A 17,990-nucleotide genomic window follows, 5' to 3' on the forward strand; every position below is an offset into this window, starting at 1 on the left:
CGTTTTTTTGAAAGGCGTGGGCGGCTATGTTAAAATAACTTAAGGTTTTGAGAGGAGGTAGGGGATGAATCGGTTCATCCGGAATTCTGGTTTTTATTTGATACTTTTCTTAGTCGTGGTGGGCATCGTCCAATTCCTCAACAGCGGAAATGAGGCAACCGTCAACCCAAGTTATGCCGAACTGCGGCAGCAATTGAAGGAAAACAACGTCGAGGAATTAACCGGGAAATTCGACGGTTACGCCTATCTGGTAACCGGTAAGTATAGAGTTGAAGTTGGAGACGGCAAGACGAAAACAAAGAACTTCTCCGCCTATATCCCTTATGACCAGAATGTGCTCAAGGAAATTACCGACCTCAGCGAAACGAACAAATTCGATTTGAATTGGAAAAAGATGCAGGGGGAAAGCATCTGGCTGACTTTCCTGACATCCATCGTTCCGCTTGCGATCATGTTCATTCTGTTCTTCTTCCTGTTTAATCAAGCACAGGGCGGCGGCGGCAAAGTGATGAACTTCGGCAAGAGCCGGGCCCGTCTTTATAATGAGGAGAAGAAGAAGGTTACGTTTGAGGACGTAGCTGGAGCCGACGAAGAGAAGCAAGAGCTTGTCGAAGTCGTTGAATTCTTGAAAGACCCGCGGAAATTCTCCGCGGTTGGAGCACGTATCCCTAAAGGGGTTCTGCTCGTGGGTCCTCCGGGGACCGGTAAAACGTTACTTGCCCGTGCAGTAGCCGGGGAAGCGGGCGTACCGTTCTTCAGCATCTCGGGTTCCGACTTCGTGGAAATGTTCGTTGGTGTCGGTGCTTCCCGCGTACGGGATTTGTTCGAGAATGCGAAGAAGAACGCGCCTTGTATCATTTTCATCGACGAAATCGATGCCGTAGGCCGTCAGCGCGGCGCCGGACTCGGCGGCGGGCATGACGAACGCGAACAGACCCTCAACCAGTTGCTCGTTGAGATGGACGGTTTCGGCGGCAATGAAGGTATTATCATCGTGGCGGCAACCAACCGCGCGGATATTCTGGACCCTGCCTTGCTGCGCCCTGGACGTTTTGACCGTCAAATCACGGTTGACCGTCCTGACGTGAAGGGCCGCGAAGCGGTACTGAAAGTTCATGCGCGCAACAAGCCGCTGACCAAGGACGTTCGCCTGGACGTCATCGCCAAACGGACGACCGGCTTTACCGGCGCCGATCTGGAGAATTTGCTGAACGAAGCGGCTTTGCTGGCGGCTCGCCGCAACCGCAAAGATATCTCTATGCGTGAAGTGGATGAAGCGATTGACCGCGTTATCGTCGGTACTGAGAAGCGCAGCCGCGTAATCAGCGATCGGGAGAAACGGATTGTGGCGTTCCATGAAGCGGGCCATACGATTGTAGGCTACTTCCTGGAGCACGCGGATATGGTGCACAAGGTTACGATCATTCCTCGCGGCCGTGCCGGCGGATACGTAATCATGCTGCCGAAGGAAGACCGGATGCTCGTTACGAAGCAAGAGCTGCTTGATAAGGTAACCGGCCTGCTGGGCGGCCGCGTGGCGGAGGAGCTGTTCATCGGCGAAATCGGCACCGGGGCGTATAGCGACTTCCAGCAAGCGACAAGCATTGTGCGCAGCATGATCGTCGAATACGGTATGAGCGAGAAGCTTGGACCGATGCAGTTCGGCACATCGCAAGGCCAAGTGTTCCTGGGCCGCGATATCGGACACGAACAGAACTACAGCGATCAGATCGCTTACGAGATCGACCAGGAAATGCAGCGTTTCATTACTGAATCGTATGAGCGTTGTAAACAGCTGTTGACCGAGCATGCCGCCGAGGTTCGCCTCATCGCGGAAACTTTGCTCGAAGTCGAAACGCTGGAACTGGAGCAGATCAAGGAATTGATCGAAAACGGCAAGCTGCCTGAAACCGGCGAAGCCGGCAATGACAGCGGCAACGGTTCTTCCGAACCGGGCGAGCCGATCGTGGATAACATCGGGGACGTACGCGTCCGTATCCAGAGTAAAACCGAGGATCCGGCACCTGCAGGTCCTACCGGGGATATCCCGAACGAGATTCCTGGAAGTTCCACGAACGACATCTCTAACGACCCTACGGTGGATGCACCCGAAGGTACGGTAAGTGATGCTCCGCAAACGCCGGACCAAGACAATAAAGACGGCAACGGCCAAGGAGGCGGAAATACGCCAACGGTATAAGGCGTAGCCGTATACAACCAAACACGAAAGGGAGACTCATTGAGTCTCCCTTTTTTTATTGTCCGATTCAATGGCTCAATCCCGGATCGTATTTTCTCGGGAGGGATTGGCCAATACGCAGGTGCACATGATTTTGCCTAAAATTTGATCTATCCGGTACAGATTGATTGACAGCCCTAATTCCCTTGTGTAAATTAGTTGTTAAACACACCGTGTGAAATTGGTTACGTTGACGGGAAGTATGCGTATTTTTGCACAATCATAAAGGAGATGCGGACAAGAGAGAGGATCGCGGCTTGAACCGCGGGCGCATTCTAGGGGAGGAAGTCAGGTGGAAGCTCTAGCACTGGAGCGGAAGGCGGAAATGAACCGTGAACTTCGGGAGAGGTTGGTTCAGCTTAAAAAGGAACGCAATGCCATTATTTTAGCGCACTATTATCAGCGCGATGAAATCCAAGAGGTGGCCGATTTTCGCGGCGACTCCTTTCTGCTTGCCCAAAAGGCAGCCTCAACCGATGCTGAGACCATCGTGTTCTGCGGGGTTCACTTTATGGGCGAGAGCGCGAAAATTTTGGCTCCGAACAAGACGGTCTTAATTCCGGACGAACGGGCAGGCTGCCCGATGGCCGACATGGTTAATGTGGACGGTTTGCGCAAGCTGAAGGCACAGCACCCTAACGCCAAGGTGGTCACTTATATTAACTCATCGGCCGAAATCAAAGCGGAGACGGATATATGCTGTACCTCTTCCAATGCAGTGAAGGTTATTAATTCGGTAGATGCCGAAGAGATCATCTGGGTTCCCGATAAAAATCTGGGCCATTACGTTCAGCAGCATACGGACAAAAAGCTCATTATTTGGGAAGGGTATTGCAATACGCATGATATGTTGACTGTGAAAGACGTGGTCGAAATGAAGGCGAAGTATCCGAACGCCGAGTTTGTCGTCCACCCGGAATGCCGGCCTGAGGTGGTAGCCATGGGTGATTTTGTAGGCAGCACGACCGCAATTCTGGATTACTGCAAAAATTCGTCCAACCGCCAATTTATTATCGGTACGGAAGACGGAACGGGTTACCAGCTGCGGAAAGACAGCCCCGACAAGGAATTCCATTTCGCTACGAAATTTCTGGTATGTCCCAACATGAAAGTCAATAATCTAAAGAAACTGGTCAAATGTCTGGAAACGATGCAGCCGCAAATTTATGTGCCGCCTGCCATTGCCGATAAGGCCAGAACCTCACTAGAGCGCATGCTACAAGTTAAGTAGCATGCGCTACTCTCTGTTCAAGGGCAGGCGATACCTTTGATTCCACAATATTTGATTGACTTCGATTTGAATGAAATACCGGTGATCGATACGGACGTCATTGTCATCGGATCGGGGATTGCGGGCCTGTTCACGGCCATCAAAGCAAGCGAAGACCGCCGCGTTACCGTAATTACGAAGAAATCGTTGATGGAGAGCAACACCAGATATGCTCAGGGCGGGATCGCTGCGGTCATTTCCGATGAGGATTCTCCCGCTTCTCACCGGGAGGATACGCTGATGGCCGGGGCAGGACTTTGCTCTTCGGATTCCGTAAATATCTTGGTGAATGAGGGACCCCGCGGGGTTGAAGAGCTTATTACGCTGGGAACGGCATTTGATTTGGAGAACGGCGAGTTGGCGTTGACGAAAGAGGGAGCGCACAGCCACCGGAGAATTCTGCATGCGAACGGCGATGCAACCGGCTATGAAATTGTTCGTGCGTTGTCGGAACAGGTTGCGGGGCATGCTAATATCGATATTTGGAACGATCATTTTGTAATTGACCTGATTACGGAGGATAATGAATGTCTGGGGGCTTTAGTTCAGCGCCCGGACGGTCAGCGTGTGTTCCTGCGGGGAAATGCAACGATACTGTGCAGCGGGGGAAGCGGTCAATTGTACCGTTACACCACGAATCCGGAGGTGGCCACGGGTGACGGGGTGGCTATAGCTTACCGGGCCGGCGCCCTGATCAGGGATATCGAATTCATACAGTTTCACCCCACTTCGCTCTGTTATCCGGGCGCTCCGCGTTTTCTGATCTCGGAGGCGGTGCGCGGGGAAGGTGCCATCTTGCGCAATATTCACGGAGAACGGTTCATGGAGAGGTACCATGAACTGCTAGAATTAGCTCCCCGGGATATCGTGGCTCGCGCTATCGTCAGCGAGATGGAAGCGACCAAGTCGAGCGTTGTGTACCTTGATATAACCCATGAAGATTCGGATACGATTAAGCAGCGTTTCCCGACGATTTATGAAACCTGCATCAGCTACGGACTCGATATGACTTCCGATTGGATTCCGGTCGCCCCGGCTGCACACTATATGATGGGGGGCGTGCAAACGGACCATCATGGCGAGACGAGTGTAACGCGTCTATTTGCCTGCGGTGAGGTGTCCTCCACCGGGGTACACGGCGCAAACCGGCTGGCGAGCAATTCGTTGTCCGAAGCGATTGTGTTCGGGCGGCGCATCGTCGAGCGAATTCGGGGATTGGAGCCGCTGACAAAATCGGGAGCGGATATCGCCTGCCGGGAGAACCGCCAGGACCCGGTAATGCAGCCGATTGTCGAACGTCGGCTCAAGCTGCAAAAAGTGATGGTCCGGCAGGTCGGGCTGCGCCGAAGTAAGGAAGGCCTGATGAAAGGTCTGGAGGAGCTTAAGCGGCAACTGCCGATTTTCGGAGCCGCCCTGCATACCCGGGAGCAATTGGAGTTTGCGAATATGCTGACATGCGCTCTGCTGTTGGCCGAATCCGCGCTGGCCCGCGAGGAGAGCCGCGGAGGACATTACCGGGAGGATTTCCCGGAACGGGACGACGCGCGGTGGCGCAGACATATTTTACGTCACCGGGACAAAGGAATGTTGGAGGAAATCAGCGATGATGTTTAATGGATATAACGAGGGCCTGGTGGAATCGATCCGCTACTGGCTCAAGGAAGATGTGGGCTCCGGCGATGTATCCACCGGAGTGACGATTCCGGCCGGACATGAGTCGAAAGGGATTATCCATGCCAAAGATTCCGGTGTAATTGCCGGGATACCGGTCGCCCAGCTTGTGTTCGAGGTGGTTGATCCGATGCTCACGTTCACCCCGCTGGTGAATGACGGAGATACTGTCACCAAGGGAACCGTACTGGCGGAAGTGGAAGGCAGCACGCACAGTATTTTGACAGGGGAGCGGCTTGCCTTGAATTTGCTGCAGCGGTTGTCCGGCATTGCTACGCGGACGCGGTCTTTCGTCGAAGTGCTTGAAGGACTACCGACTCGTCTGGTGGATACGCGCAAAACAACGCCGGGCCACCGCATGCTCGAGAAGTACGCCGTGCGTACCGGCGGTGGTGCAAATCACCGTTTCGGCCTCTATGATGCTGTGATGATCAAGGACAACCATATTAAAGGAGCCGGCGGAATCGCTCAGGCGGTCGGCCGGGCGCGGGCGAACATCCCGCATACGATGACCATTGAGGTGGAGACGGAGAGTCTGGAGCAAGTCGAGGAGGCATTGGCTGCGGGTGCGGATATTATCATGCTGGACAATATGTCGCCGGAATTAATGAAAGAAGCGGTGCGACGCATTAAGGCCAAGGCACCCCATGTCAAGACGGAGGCCTCCGGAAATGTCTCGCTCCAGACCGTGCGTGGAATTGCGGAAAGCGGTGTGGACGTCATTTCGGTAGGGCGGTTAACTTATTCTTTCGAGAGTCTGGATATCAGTCTGGACCTGGGCGAAAAGAAAGAGGGGTAACGCCATGTTTCTTGTGGTAGATGTCGGCAACACAAATATCGTACTTGGCATTTACAAGGGGCGTGAACTGCTCCACCATTTTCGGATCGGCACGAACCGGCAGTCCACGGTCGACGAGTACGGAGTACTGATTTATGATCTGTTTCAAATGTCCAAGATCGATGTGCGAGAGATTGAAGGAGTTATCATTTCTTCGGTCGTCCCGCCATTAATGCATGTGCTTGAAGAGTTATGCGAAAAATACCTGCATCGCAAGCCGCTGATCGTCGGCCCCGGGATTAAAACGGGGCTTAACCTGCGCTATGAAAATCCGCGGGAGGTCGGCGCGGACCGGATCGTCAACGCAGTTGCGGCAATCGAGCAGTACGGCGGCCCGCTGGTGGTCGTCGACTTCGGGACGGCAACGACGTTTGATTGTGTCGATGCGAAGGGTAATTACTTAGGCGGAGCGATTGTACCGGGCATCGGCATTTCAACGGAAGCTCTGTATCAGCGCGCGTCCAAGCTTCCTAGAATCGAGCTGGAGAAGCCGAAGAAAGTCATCGGCCGCAATACGGTGCATGCGATGCAGGCGGGGATTATTTTTGGATATGCCGGCCAGGTAGACGGGATTGTGGAACGGATTCGGCGCGAGATGGAGGCGGAGCCTAAGGTCATTGCGACCGGTGGGCTGGCCGAACTGATCGCGAGCGAGGCGTCTTCCATCCAGGAAGTTAATCCTTGGCTTACACTTGAAGGGCTTCGTCTGATTTACGAACGAAATCAATAGAATGGTTTATATACAATGAGGACAAGAATAGTCTAACAACCTCTAGTAAGGGAGGCTTCATCAGGGTGGAAAATACGACAGAGAAAAAAGACCGCCTCATCCGCGGAACTGCCATGGAGGGAAAAGTCCGCGCTTTCGCGGTCCGGACGACGGAATTGGTAGAAGAACTCCGCCGCCGGCATGATACCTATCCAACGGCGACGGCGGCGATGGGACGGACGGTAACCGCAGCGGCCATGATGGGCGCGATGCTGAAAGGGGAAGAGCGGCTATCGATCCAGGTTAAAGGCGACGGGCCGATCGGACAGATCGTGGCTGATGCCAATGCGAAAGGCGAGGTCCGGGGTACCGTGACCAATCCGCATGTTCAATTGCCCAGCAACAGTAAGGGGAAGCTCGACGTAGCTGGAGCAGTCGGTACGACCGGATTTATTCACGTGACCAAGGATTTAGGGCTTAAAGATCCTTACCGCGGCAGTGTGCCTTTGGTTTCCGGCGAGCTCGGAGAGGATTTTACGTACTATTTCGCTCTGTCCGAGCAGACCCCTTCGGCGGTAGGATTGGGCGTATTGGTGGATACGGATTCCTCCGTCATCGTGGCGGGCGGATTCATCATTCAATTGCTGCCAGGACTCAGCGACCCCGAAATCGATGCTATCGAGAAGGCGGTAGGACAGCTTCCGCCAGTGACTTCGCTGCTTGATCAGGGGTTGGAGCTGGAAGAGATGCTTCGCTGGATCTTGCCGGACATTAAGGTGCTGGACGAAATGGACATTACTTTCTCCTGCCACTGTTCCTGGGAACGGGTCGAACGGACGTTGATCAGCTTGGGCAGAGACGAACTGGTCCAATTGCGCGACGAAGGCAAAGAGACCGAGGTCGTTTGCGATTTCTGCAACGAGGTCTATACTTTTGGCCAAGACGAGCTGAATGCTCTAATCGACCAAACCAAATAGAGCTATATAAGTTGAACTAAGAATGAATACTTCGCTTCCTGAGTTATCACTTGGGAGCGAAGTATTTTTTTTTGGCCTTTATTGACAACTCCGATCGGGGTTGTTAAGATATAGATAGTAAAACCAACTTGTTTACTCGGAAATGAAATTGCTTACTTAATTCAGCTAGAATCATGCTATTTTTCATATGCTTTTTATATTAGAGGAGGGCTTTGACATGGCAAAAGTCGTAAATAACGTAACGGATCTGATTGGCGGTACGCCGCTGGTTCGCCTGAACCGCATTGTTCCGGAAGACAGCGCGGAGATTTATGTAAAACTGGAGTATCAAAACCCAGGATCCAGCGTAAAGGACCGGATCGCAATCAGCATTGTTGAAGAAGCCGAAAAAGCGGGCAAGCTTAAACCGGGCGGAACGATCGTTGAAGCGACAAGCGGTAATACGGGAATCGGCTTGGCACTTGTAGCTGCGGCTAAAGGATATAAAGCGGTTATCATCATGCCGGAAACGATGAGCTTGGAACGTCGCAACCTGTTGCGCGCTTATGGAGCGGAACTTGTATTGACTCCTGGCTCGGAAGGCATGAACGGAGCGGTTAAGAAAGCCGAAGAGATTTTGGCAGCTAACCCGGACTACTTCCTGGCTGATCAATTCAGAAACCAGGCGAACGTTAAGATCCACCGTGAAACGACCGGCCCGGAAATCGTTGAAGCGATCGAGTCGCTGGACGGCCAACTGGACGCATTTGTTGCCGGGATCGGCACAGGCGGAACGATCTCGGGTGCGGGTGAAGTGCTTAAGAAACGTTTTTCGGATGTGAAGATTTACGCGGTAGAGCCGGCGGCATCCCCGATTTTGGCGGGCGGCAAACCAGGTCCTCATAAAATCCAAGGCTTGGGCGCGAACTTTATTCCTGAAATTCTTAACCGTGAAATTTACGACGAAATCATTCATGTTGAGAATGACGACGCTTTTGAACAAGCGCGCAAATTGGCTAAAGAAGAGGGAATTCTGTCCGGTATTTCTTCCGGCGCGGCTATATTTGCTGCTCTTAAAGTGGCTAAAGAACTGGGCAAAGGCAAGCGCGTTGTCGCTGTCATTCCAAGTAATGGCGAACGCTACCTCAGCACGCCGCTTTACAACTTCGAGGCTTAAACGATATTATCTAGTTTCATCAGTACGGATGGAATGAAAGCTCTACCCTCACGGCTGTTCTTTCGGGAACGCCCGTGGGGGTTATTGTATTTTCAAAGCACCGGGGTTCTAGTATACTAGCTAGCAATAAGTTATAGAGATCAACACGTCTTGAACAAAAAGAGTGAAGCTGGAGGATAGGTCGGCGGATGGAGACGATAATATCGCAAGAGCAATGGCAAGCATGGGAGGCGGAAGGTGCGTGGACACTGCTGCCATATGCCATAAAGCATCAACCAGCCGGCGGTTTGCCCGCCGATTGGCGGAAGGCGTGGGAGCAAGCGGGACCTTACTCCTTTGTTTTGGAGAGCGGTAAGGGAGGAAGATATACTTTCCTGGGCTTGAATCCGGTGTCTGTGATTCATGGTAAAGGTGACGCGGCAGTGGTTCGAGATATGAAGACCGGCGGCAAAGAAGAGCTGACAGGCAAGCCTTTGACCCTCCTGCAGCAATGGATGGAGCCTTACAGGTCCCCGGCCGTAGCATCGCTGCCCAAGTTTTCCGGAGGTGCCGTAGGCTTCCTTGGCTACGATATTGCCCGGTCGTTGGAGCGTCTGCCACAGGTGGCGCATGACGATTTGGGGATTGATGATTATATTTGGATGCGGTTTGAAGAGATTTGGGTATGGGATGAGGCCGAAGCTGCGTTATATGCCGTTGTTCATCAGCGTGCGAAGGGTCCGGCTACTTTGACGGATGACTTTCAACAGGCTGAAAAGCGAGCCGTCCGAATGATCGAACTATGGGAACACATTTGCGTTGCCGGGACGAATGGAGAAGCGGGGACCTTTGAGCCGTCGCCAGACGTATCTGTTATGGGGAACCCGTTCTCCTCGGACTTGGCCGATAGAGCAGAGGATGCATTTGAAGAGGCGATTTACTCGATGTCCCAGGAGAATTTTGAGACCGCTGTGTCCCGTGTGCAGGAATACATTGGCGCCGGAGATGTGTTTCAAGTCAATCTGTCGCTAAGACAAGGCTTCAAGATGGTTTCTTCGCCGGAATCCGTTTATGAATGGCTTCGCCGGATCAATCCTTCTCCTTATATGGGACTGTTGCGTTTTCCCGATCTTCAACTCGTTTCCGCCTCGCCCGAACTGCTGGTTAAGTTGGAGCAGGGACGGATGAGTACCCGCCCGATTGCGGGGACCCGGCGGCGCGGCCTGACGGCGGAAGAAGATGCAGGTATGGAAGCGGAACTGCTGAATAGTGAAAAAGAGCGGGCTGAGCATATTATGCTTGTCGACCTTCTGCGAAACGATTTGGGGCGCGTTGCCGAATACGGATCGGTCCGCGTCAGCGAGCTGCTCACCATCGAGCGTTATTCGCATGTGATGCACCTGGTGTCCGAGGTGGAAGCGGACCTGCCGCAAGAGAAAACCGCTTATGACGCCATTGCTGCCGTGTTTCCCGGAGGGACGATTACCGGAGCGCCTAAAGTCCGGACAATGGAGATCATAGAGGAATTAGAGCCTGTCACCCGCGGCCCTTATACCGGCTCTATGGGGTGGATTGACTATAACGGAAATATGGAATTAAATATTATTATACGTACACTGGTCGTGAAGGACGGATTTGGATATATTCAGGCGGGAGCAGGCATTGTGATCGATTCGGTTCCGTACCGGGAATATAGAGAAAGCCGGAATAAAGCCAAAGCCGTAGCCATGGCGCTGCGGCAAAGTCAATTAACCGCCTCTTTGGCGAAGGACAGGGGATGAAGCCATGATATTGGTCATCGATAATTACGATTCATTTACGTACAACCTGGTTCAATATTTGGGAGAGCTCGGGGAAGAGGTAACGGTTCGGCGCAATGACGAAATCGATTTGGCCGGGATTGAAGACCTGAAGCCGGATCACATTCTGTTGTCCCCGGGGCCTTGCACACCGAATGAGGCGGGGATTACGCTGGCCGTGATTGAGCGGTTTAAAGGCTTGATTCCGATCTTTGGCGTCTGTCTCGGACACCAGGCGATCGGTCAGGCCTTTGGCGGGAACGTCATCCGTGCCGAACGGCTGATGCACGGCAAAACCTCACCGATCCACCACCATGGCGATTCGGTATTCGCCGGGCTGCCTTCACCATTTACGGCAACGCGTTATCATTCCCTGATCGTGGAGCGGGAGAGCCTACCCGATTGCTTGGAGATTACGGCCGAGACGGAGGAAGGCGAGATCATGGGGCTGCGCCACAAGGAATATGCGGTAGAGGGAGTCCAGTTTCATCCGGAGTCGATCATTACCGATCATGGGCACCAGATCCTCCGCAATTTCCTCAGCCGGAAGGCTGAAGCAACAGTATGAAATACATTGGGGTGAACGGAGTGCCCACCCCATCTGCCGAAGCCGTGATATCCGTAATGGATCACGGCTTTATGTACGGGATGGGCTTGTTTGAAACGTTCCGGACTTATGGCGGGGAGCCCGGTCTGCTGGACCGGCACCTGAAGCGGCTGAACGAGGGGTGCCGTACCCTCGGTATCCCTTATGAAGCGGATGCGGAGCGGATTAGAAAGGAAGTTACGGAACTGCTGGTCCTGAACGGCCTAAGCGAAGGATATGTCCGCTTGACCGTCTCGGCAGGAGAAGGCCCGCTCGGGCTAACGACGGAAGATTATATCAAGCCCACGGTCATCCTTTACGTGAAGCCGCTCCCTCCTATGGATTTCTCGTTATATACTCAAGGCAAGCGGTTATGGCGGCTCCGAACTCAGCGCAATACGCCGGAGAGTGAGGTCAGGCTCAAATCGCTCCATTACATGAACAATCTGCTGGCACGCCGTGAGTTGGCTGTCTATGAACAAGACTCGTCAGCCCATCTTCCGTCGGAAGGAATGTTATTGACGGCGGAAGGACATTTGGCTGAAGGGATTGCCAGTAATTTATTTTTTGCCGAACAAGGCAGACTATATACACCGGAAATCGGCACTGGGATCTTACCGGGAATAACTAGAGCTATCGTTATGGAATTGGCGGCACGATGCGGACTCTCTTTGGAAGAAGGCCGTTATCCGTGGGACAGGCTAGGGAATGCCGACGAGATATTCGTTACCAATTCGGTTCAGGAGCTGGTGCCTGTGACACAGCTTGCCGAACCGGACGGAAAGAGCGCTGTTGTCGGCGAAGGCGAAATTGGGCCGTTGACTAAGCAGTTGCTTTATTTTTATAGAGAGAGTGTGGGGAGTTAAATGCGAAACAGGTTATATAAAAGGGAATACCGCTGCGGCGAGACGACATTGTCGTTGGGCGGGAAAACGCTGATTATGGGGATTTTGAATGTGACTCCCGATTCGTTCTCGGATGGAGGACGGTACAATGATGTGGAACGGGCGGTTCACCATGCCATGCAGATGGTCGCCGACGGTGCGGATATGATCGATCTCGGGGGAGAATCGACGCGTCCCGGCCACAAGCCGGTTAGTGAGCAGGAGGAATTGGAAAGAGTAATTCCCGTGGTGGAAGCCCTTCACCGCGAAGCGCCTCATATTCCGATTTCGGTGGATACCTATAAGTCGAAGGTGGCGCGGGAATCACTTAAAGCTGGAGCTCATATCATCAATGATATTTGGGGATTTAAAGGGGATCCGCTTATGGCCGGTGTTGCGGCCGAGTTCGGGTGTCCGGCGATCCTGATGCATAACCGGCATGACCGGGACTACAAGGATTTACTTCAGGATGTGGCCGACGATTTGATGGACTGTGTACGGATCGCCAGAGAAGCCGGGGTTAAGGATGAGCAGATTATTTTGGATCCGGGAATCGGGTTTGCCAAGGATTATAACGAGAATTTACAGGTCATGAAGTCGCTGGACCGGCTGATGGAGCTTGGTTTTCCGCTGTTATTGGGGACTTCTCGCAAAAAATTCATCCGAACCGCCCTGGATTTGCCGACGGATGAGGTTATTCTTGGAACTGCGGCCACGGTAGCTTTCGGAATTGCGCAGGGCTGTCAGATTGTACGGGTTCACGATGTTAAGGAGATTAAGCGTACGGCTCAAATGTGCGATGCTATTTTATATGCCTAAATCGAAGTGTGGAGGGATTTAATTATGGATAAAATGATCATCCGGCGGATGGAGTATTACGGATATCATGGTGTTTTTGAAGAGGAGCGAAAATTGGGCCAACGGTTCTACGTCGATCTTACGCTGGAACTTGATTTACGTAAGGCCGGACAGAACGACGATCTTACCGAGACGGTAAATTATGCCGAGGTTCACGAGCTGGTCAAAGGCATCGTCGAGCAAAAAAGTTTTAAATTAATCGAGGCGCTTGCCGAGCATATTGCATCCTCGGTATTGGACACTTATACTATGGTAGATGCATTGACGGTCTGTGTAACGAAGCCGCATCCGCCTTTTGACATTCATTTCGAGGGTGTGACGGTTGAATTGCACCGATCCAGAAAGTGAGAAGGATTCATGACTAAACATTCCACCTCTGAGGCTTCAGAGGCTTATATTGCTTTAGGGGCTAATTTAGGGGACCGCGAGTCCACTTTATTCAAAGCCGCTGAGTTGCTGGACGGGCATCCGGATATCCAGGTGCTGCGCAGTTCCAATTTATACGAGACTGATCCGGTAGGCTACGAGGACCAGCCGAACTTTCTCAATATGGCAATGGCGCTCCGGACTTCGCTGACTCCTGAGGCTTTGCTCAAGGTTATGCTGGAAACCGAGCTTGCTCTCGGACGGGAACGAAACATACGCTGGGGCCCGCGCACCGTGGATCTGGACTTGCTATGGATGGAGGGCCAAGTGCTGGATACACCGCTTTTGACGCTGCCTCATCCGCGCATGCTGGAACGTTCTTTCGTGCTGGTTCCCCTGTGCGATATCGTTCCGGAAGAAGATCCTACCGGGCTTTACGAGAAGGCGCATGCCGCCTTGGATCTTATGAACGGAAAGGAAGGAATACGGTTTTGGAAAACAGGCATCTGGCCCAACGCATCCGTGCATTCCGAAAACTGAAGGGGTTCACGCAGCAACAGCTTGCCGACGAGTCCGGCATTTCGCTGGCTGTCTTAGGGGCTATAGAACGGGGAAACCGCCGTGCAGAAGATCAAATTTTAAATAAAATTGCAGATGTTCTTGGAATCACGCTTGCGGAGTTGACACAGAGAGATGAATAAAGCTCATAGAATGGAGCTCATGCTTCAGTGCTTCATGAAGATCATCGGGAAGTATAGTTTACAAAACTAAGCCAACGATAAACAAGATTAATAGGGGGGACCATCATGCTGAAGATCGGCGATATTGAAATGAAAAATCAGGTCGTGCTAGCCCCGATGGCGGGGGTGTGTAATCCGGCTTTCCGGTTAATTGCCAAAGAGTTCGGCACCGGGCTTGTCTGCGCAGAGATGGTTAGCGATAAAGCGATCCTTCACGGTAACAAGCGGACCAAGGAAATGCTGTTCGTAGACGAGCGGGAGAAGCCGCTCAGTCTGCAAATTTTTGGAGGAGACCGCGAAACTCTTGTTGAGGCGGCTAAAGTGGTCGATCAGGATACGAACGCGGATATTATCGATATCAATATGGGCTGCCCGGTGCCTAAGGTAACTAAATGCGACGCCGGCGCTCGTTGGCTGCTGGATCCGAATAAAATTTTTGAGATGGTGTCTGCTGTCGTGGATGCCGTAAGTAAGCCGGTCACGGTAAAAATGCGGATCGGCTGGGACGCCGAGCACATTTATGTCGTCGATAATGCTAAGGCGGTCGAACAGGCCGGCGGCAAAGCGGTCAGTGTTCATGGCCGTACGCGCGAGCAATTGTATACCGGGAAAGCGGATTGGGGATTCATAAAGCAGGTTAAAGAGGCTGTGTCGATCCCTGTCATCGGAAACGGTGATGTAGCTACGCCGGAAGATGCCAAACGCATGCTGGAGCAAACCGGTTGCGACGGAGTTATGATCGGGCGCGGTGCCTTGGGTAATCCTTGGATGCTTTACCGTACGGTGGAGTATCTCAAGACAGGGATTCTCTTGCCTGAACCTGAAGCCGCAGAGAAGATCCGGATCGCAATCCTGCATATGGATCGCTTGGCGGCCTTACGGGGAGAGAGAGTAGCCGTTCGCGAAATGCGCAAGCACATGGCGTGGTACCTCAAGGGGCTGAAGGGCTCCGCCCGGATTAAAGACGACATTATGGAAGAAACGAAGCGGGATGAAATGGTGCGCATTCTGGAGAACTTTGTCGCCGAGTTGGACACGGAAAATCAAACGGCTGTGGAATCTGCGTAAATCCGATGTCCCCCATTGGCATGGGGGATTCTCTTTTTGGATGGGCTCGACGTTTGTGAAGCGTTTTCATTTGAAAAATCGGGCGTCATTGACATTTCAGAATGGTTAACCTATAATTTCACAGTATAAATTCGCCTCAGGAGATAACTTCCACAACATGGATGGTCTGACCTCCATGCGATTGCATATGATATTCTCAATGATGCGTGAGTTTTCACGGCCGTTGTTAGGCGGGAATTACGGATCTTCTTTGAATGGACGCCGGATGTATCTCCTTTTTTCGGAGGGGCGTTAATGAAGCTTCCCTGCAGTCCGCCGCACAGTGCGAATATTATTTCCATGACAGGAGAATCGGTTGAGATGAGCGATAAAGAAGTCATTCTTACACAGGACGGTCTGAAAAGACTGGAAGAAGAACTGGAAAATCTGAAATCTGTGAGACGCCGCGAGGTTGCTGAGCGGATTAAAACCGCCATTGGATACGGGGATATCAGCGAGAACTCGGAATACGAGGACGCTAAGAACGAGCAGGCTTTCATCGAAGGGCGTATCATCACCCTGGAGAAAATGCTGCGCAATGCCCGGATCATCAACAATGACGAGATTGATACCGATACGGTAAGCATCGGTTCTACGGTAACGGTTCAAGATTTGGAGTATGGCGATACGATGGAGTATGCGATTGTCGGGACGGCCGAGTCCGATCCGCTGCAGAATAAAATATCGAACGAAAGTCCTGTCGGCAAAGCCATTTTGGGCAAGAAAAAGGGTGCGGTCGTCGATGTGACGGTACCGGCGGGCGTCATTCAATATAAAATAGTCGATATCAAGAAATAAGGCTGAACTAGCGTCCCAAGAAGCTTCCCAGGCGGAAGCTTCTTTCACTGTTTTAAATACAAGTTGTAAGGAGTGGAACGAAGTGAGCGAGGAACAAAATAACCAGGAAGTCGTTGAGATCAGCGAACTGCTGCAGGTGCGTCGCGACAAATTGGACGAGCTGCGCGGTTTGGGTGTGGATCCCTTTGGCGGCAAGTATGAGCGCACTGCCATGGCAGGGGATATTTTGAAGCAATACGATGGATTGACCAAGGAAGAGCTTGAAGAAAAGCAGTTGAAGGTTTCGATCGCCGGACGGATCATGGCGAAACGGGTCATGGGTAAAGCCAGCTTTGCGCATATCCAGGACTTGTCGGGCAAGATCCAGATTTACGTGCGTCAGGACAGCGTGCCTGAAACGGAATACGCGGCTTTCGGCGTGCTGGATCTCGGGGACATCGTAGGTGTGACCGGCGAAGTGTTCAAGACCAAAACCGGTGAAACTACAATTAAAGCAGAAAACCTGGTTGTTTTGTCCAAGTCGCTTTATCCGCTTCCTGACAAATATCATGGTCTCAAGGATGTCGAGCTGCGCTACCGTCAGCGTTATGTGGATTTGATCGTGAACCCGGAGGTGCAACAGACTTTCATTAAGCGCTCCCGGATTATCCAATCCATGCGCCGTTACTTGGACTCCCTTGGCTACCTGGAAGTAGAAACACCTACCTTGCACAGCATCGCAGGAGGAGCTGCGGCTCGTCCCTTCGTTACGCATCACAATGCGTTGGATATGGAGCTGTACATGCGGATCGCGATTGAACTTCATCTGAAGCGCCTGATTGTCGGCGGATTGGAGAAAGTTTATGAGATCGGGCGGGTATACCGGAATGAGGGAATTTCCACGCGTCATAATCCGGAATTCACAATGATCGAATTGTACGAAGCTTATGCCGACTACAAGGACATTATGGCTTTGACGGAAAACATGATCGCTCATACCGCACAAGAAGTGCTGGGAACGCAAATCTTGAACTACCAAGGTCATGAAGTTGATTTGACTCCGCAATGGCGCCGCGTATCTATGGTGGATGCGGTTAAGGAAGTAACAGGCGTGGACTTCGGTGTTCAAATGAGCAACGAAGAAGCTCATCGCTTGGCGAAAGAGCATAAAGTACCGGTTGAACCGCATATGACTTTTGGACATATTCTGAATGCGTTCTTCGAGCAGTTTGTTGAGGAGACCTTGATTCAACCGACCTTTGTATTCGGACACCCTGTGGAAATCTCTCCACTGGCCAAGAAGAACGAGGAAGATCCGCGTTTCACCGATCGCTTTGAGTTGTTTATTGTAGCTCGTGAGCACGCTAACGCATTTTCCGAGCTTAATGATCCAATTGATCAGCGCCAACGGTTTGAGGCCCAGTTGCTTGAGCGTGAGCATGGTAACGATGAAGCGCATGAAATGGACGACGACTTCATTCGCGCTTTGGAATATGGCATGCCGCCTACAGGCGGATTGGGTATCGGGATCGACCGTCTCGTTATGTTGTTGACCGATGCGGCTTCGATTCGGGATGTTCTGTTGTTCCCGCATATGCGTAATACGGCTGAATAAGTTCATTGATTGCGTCCCCTGCTGTAGGCAGGGGACGCTTTGTTTTTGTATTGGATTTTATTTCTTGAATAAAGGTGTTGCATAGTTTATCTGCCCATGATATATTATATATCCGGTCGTTGATAACAAGCTTTGTTGAAGACATCGAGAAATTGATCGAAAAAATAATGCTTGCTAAATTGCGCCGGATGTTATATACTATAAAAGTTGCCGCTGATGAGGCGACAACAAAATGAATGAAGTTGATCTTTGAAAACTGAACAACGAGTGAGTATTAAATAGAGAAATTAATTTTTCTCGTCAGTTTCAAAATGAGCAAGTCAAACACTTTATTGGAGAGTTTGATCCTGGCTCAGGACGAACGCTGGCGGCGTGCCTAATACATGCAAGTCGAGCGGACTTGATGGAGTGCTTGCACT

The 17,990-nt window shown here is 51.9% G+C and carries 17 protein-coding genes and 1 rRNA gene; all 18 read left to right on the plus strand.

What is annotated here, in order from left to right; genetic code table 11:
- Positions 1 to 64: 64 nt before the first annotated feature.
- A complete protein-coding gene (gene ftsH / locus KB559_RS22820) occupies positions 65 to 2,200 on the plus strand; it encodes an ATP-dependent zinc metalloprotease FtsH (protein WP_211025465.1) in 2,136 nt (711 codons plus the stop codon).
- Between the two features lie 331 nt (positions 2,201 to 2,531).
- The gene (gene nadA, locus KB559_RS22825; RefSeq protein ID WP_211025467.1) at positions 2,532 to 3,470 is read left to right on the plus strand and encodes a quinolinate synthase NadA; all 939 of its coding nucleotides are present in this window, start codon (positions 2,532 to 2,534) and stop codon (positions 3,468 to 3,470) included.
- Positions 3,471 to 3,506: 36 nt separating this feature from the next.
- The gene (gene nadB / locus KB559_RS22830; protein ID WP_211025469.1) at positions 3,507 to 5,123 is read left to right on the plus strand and encodes an L-aspartate oxidase; all 1,617 of its coding nucleotides are present in this window, start codon (positions 3,507 to 3,509) and stop codon (positions 5,121 to 5,123) included.
- A complete protein-coding gene (gene nadC / locus KB559_RS22835) occupies positions 5,113 to 5,979 on the plus strand; it encodes a carboxylating nicotinate-nucleotide diphosphorylase (RefSeq protein WP_211025471.1) in 867 nt (288 codons plus the stop codon). Before nadB ends, nadC begins: the two co-directional genes overlap by 11 nt.
- Before the next feature lie 4 nt (positions 5,980 to 5,983).
- Positions 5,984 to 6,748 carry a type III pantothenate kinase gene (locus KB559_RS22840; protein ID WP_211025473.1) on the plus strand — a complete coding sequence of 255 codons (765 nt, stop codon included), beginning with the start codon at positions 5,984 to 5,986 and terminating at the stop codon, positions 6,746 to 6,748.
- 65 nt (positions 6,749 to 6,813) lie between these two features.
- The gene (gene hslO / locus KB559_RS22845; RefSeq protein ID WP_211025475.1) at positions 6,814 to 7,704 is read left to right on the plus strand and encodes an Hsp33 family molecular chaperone HslO; all 891 of its coding nucleotides are present in this window, start codon (positions 6,814 to 6,816) and stop codon (positions 7,702 to 7,704) included.
- A 217-nt stretch (positions 7,705 to 7,921) separates the two neighbouring features.
- On the plus strand, positions 7,922 to 8,860 hold the full coding sequence (gene cysK, locus KB559_RS22850) for a cysteine synthase A (protein WP_211025477.1): 939 nt from the start codon (positions 7,922 to 7,924) through the stop codon (positions 8,858 to 8,860).
- Positions 8,861 to 9,048: 188 nt separating this feature from the next.
- Complete coding sequence (locus KB559_RS22855; protein WP_211025479.1) at positions 9,049 to 10,620, plus strand: anthranilate synthase component I family protein; 1,572 nt, start codon at positions 9,049 to 9,051, stop codon at positions 10,618 to 10,620.
- A 4-nt stretch (positions 10,621 to 10,624) separates the two neighbouring features.
- Positions 10,625 to 11,206 (plus strand): aminodeoxychorismate/anthranilate synthase component II, encoded by a 582-nt coding sequence (gene pabA, locus KB559_RS22860; RefSeq protein WP_211025481.1) that lies wholly within the window; start codon positions 10,625 to 10,627, stop codon positions 11,204 to 11,206.
- A complete protein-coding gene (locus KB559_RS22865) occupies positions 11,203 to 12,090 on the plus strand; it encodes an aminotransferase class IV (RefSeq protein ID WP_211025484.1) in 888 nt (295 codons plus the stop codon). Before pabA ends, KB559_RS22865 begins: the two co-directional genes overlap by 4 nt.
- Complete coding sequence (gene folP / locus KB559_RS22870) at positions 12,091 to 12,927, plus strand: dihydropteroate synthase (protein WP_211025486.1); 837 nt, start codon at positions 12,091 to 12,093, stop codon at positions 12,925 to 12,927. It begins immediately after the preceding gene.
- 24 nt (positions 12,928 to 12,951) lie between these two features.
- Positions 12,952 to 13,314, plus strand: coding sequence for a dihydroneopterin aldolase (gene folB, locus KB559_RS22875; protein ID WP_211025488.1), 363 nt, complete (start codon positions 12,952 to 12,954; stop codon positions 13,312 to 13,314).
- A 9-nt stretch (positions 13,315 to 13,323) separates the two neighbouring features.
- Positions 13,324 to 13,872 (plus strand): 2-amino-4-hydroxy-6-hydroxymethyldihydropteridine diphosphokinase, encoded by a 549-nt coding sequence (gene folK / locus KB559_RS22880; RefSeq protein ID WP_211025491.1) that lies wholly within the window; start codon positions 13,324 to 13,326, stop codon positions 13,870 to 13,872.
- Positions 13,824 to 14,033, plus strand: a complete 210-nt coding sequence (locus KB559_RS22885) for a helix-turn-helix domain-containing protein (protein WP_211025493.1) — start codon at positions 13,824 to 13,826, stop codon at positions 14,031 to 14,033. The genes folK and KB559_RS22885 overlap by 49 nt, the downstream gene beginning before the upstream one ends.
- A gap of 105 nt (positions 14,034 to 14,138) precedes the next feature.
- Positions 14,139 to 15,140 carry a tRNA dihydrouridine synthase DusB gene (gene dusB, locus KB559_RS22890; RefSeq protein WP_211025495.1) on the plus strand — a complete coding sequence of 334 codons (1,002 nt, stop codon included), beginning with the start codon at positions 14,139 to 14,141 and terminating at the stop codon, positions 15,138 to 15,140.
- Positions 15,141 to 15,500: 360 nt separating this feature from the next.
- On the plus strand, positions 15,501 to 15,977 hold the full coding sequence (greA, locus tag KB559_RS22895) for a transcription elongation factor GreA (protein ID WP_211025505.1): 477 nt from the start codon (positions 15,501 to 15,503) through the stop codon (positions 15,975 to 15,977).
- Between the two features lie 82 nt (positions 15,978 to 16,059).
- The gene (gene lysS / locus KB559_RS22900; RefSeq protein ID WP_211025497.1) at positions 16,060 to 17,571 is read left to right on the plus strand and encodes a lysine--tRNA ligase; all 1,512 of its coding nucleotides are present in this window, start codon (positions 16,060 to 16,062) and stop codon (positions 17,569 to 17,571) included.
- 329 nt (positions 17,572 to 17,900) lie between these two features.
- Positions 17,901 to 17,990, plus strand: a 16S ribosomal RNA gene (locus tag KB559_RS22905); the annotation flags it as partial.

Source organism: Paenibacillus sp. Marseille-P2973 (genome assembly GCF_018101095.1).
GTDB lineage: Bacteria > Bacillota > Bacilli > Paenibacillales > Paenibacillaceae > Fontibacillus > Fontibacillus vini.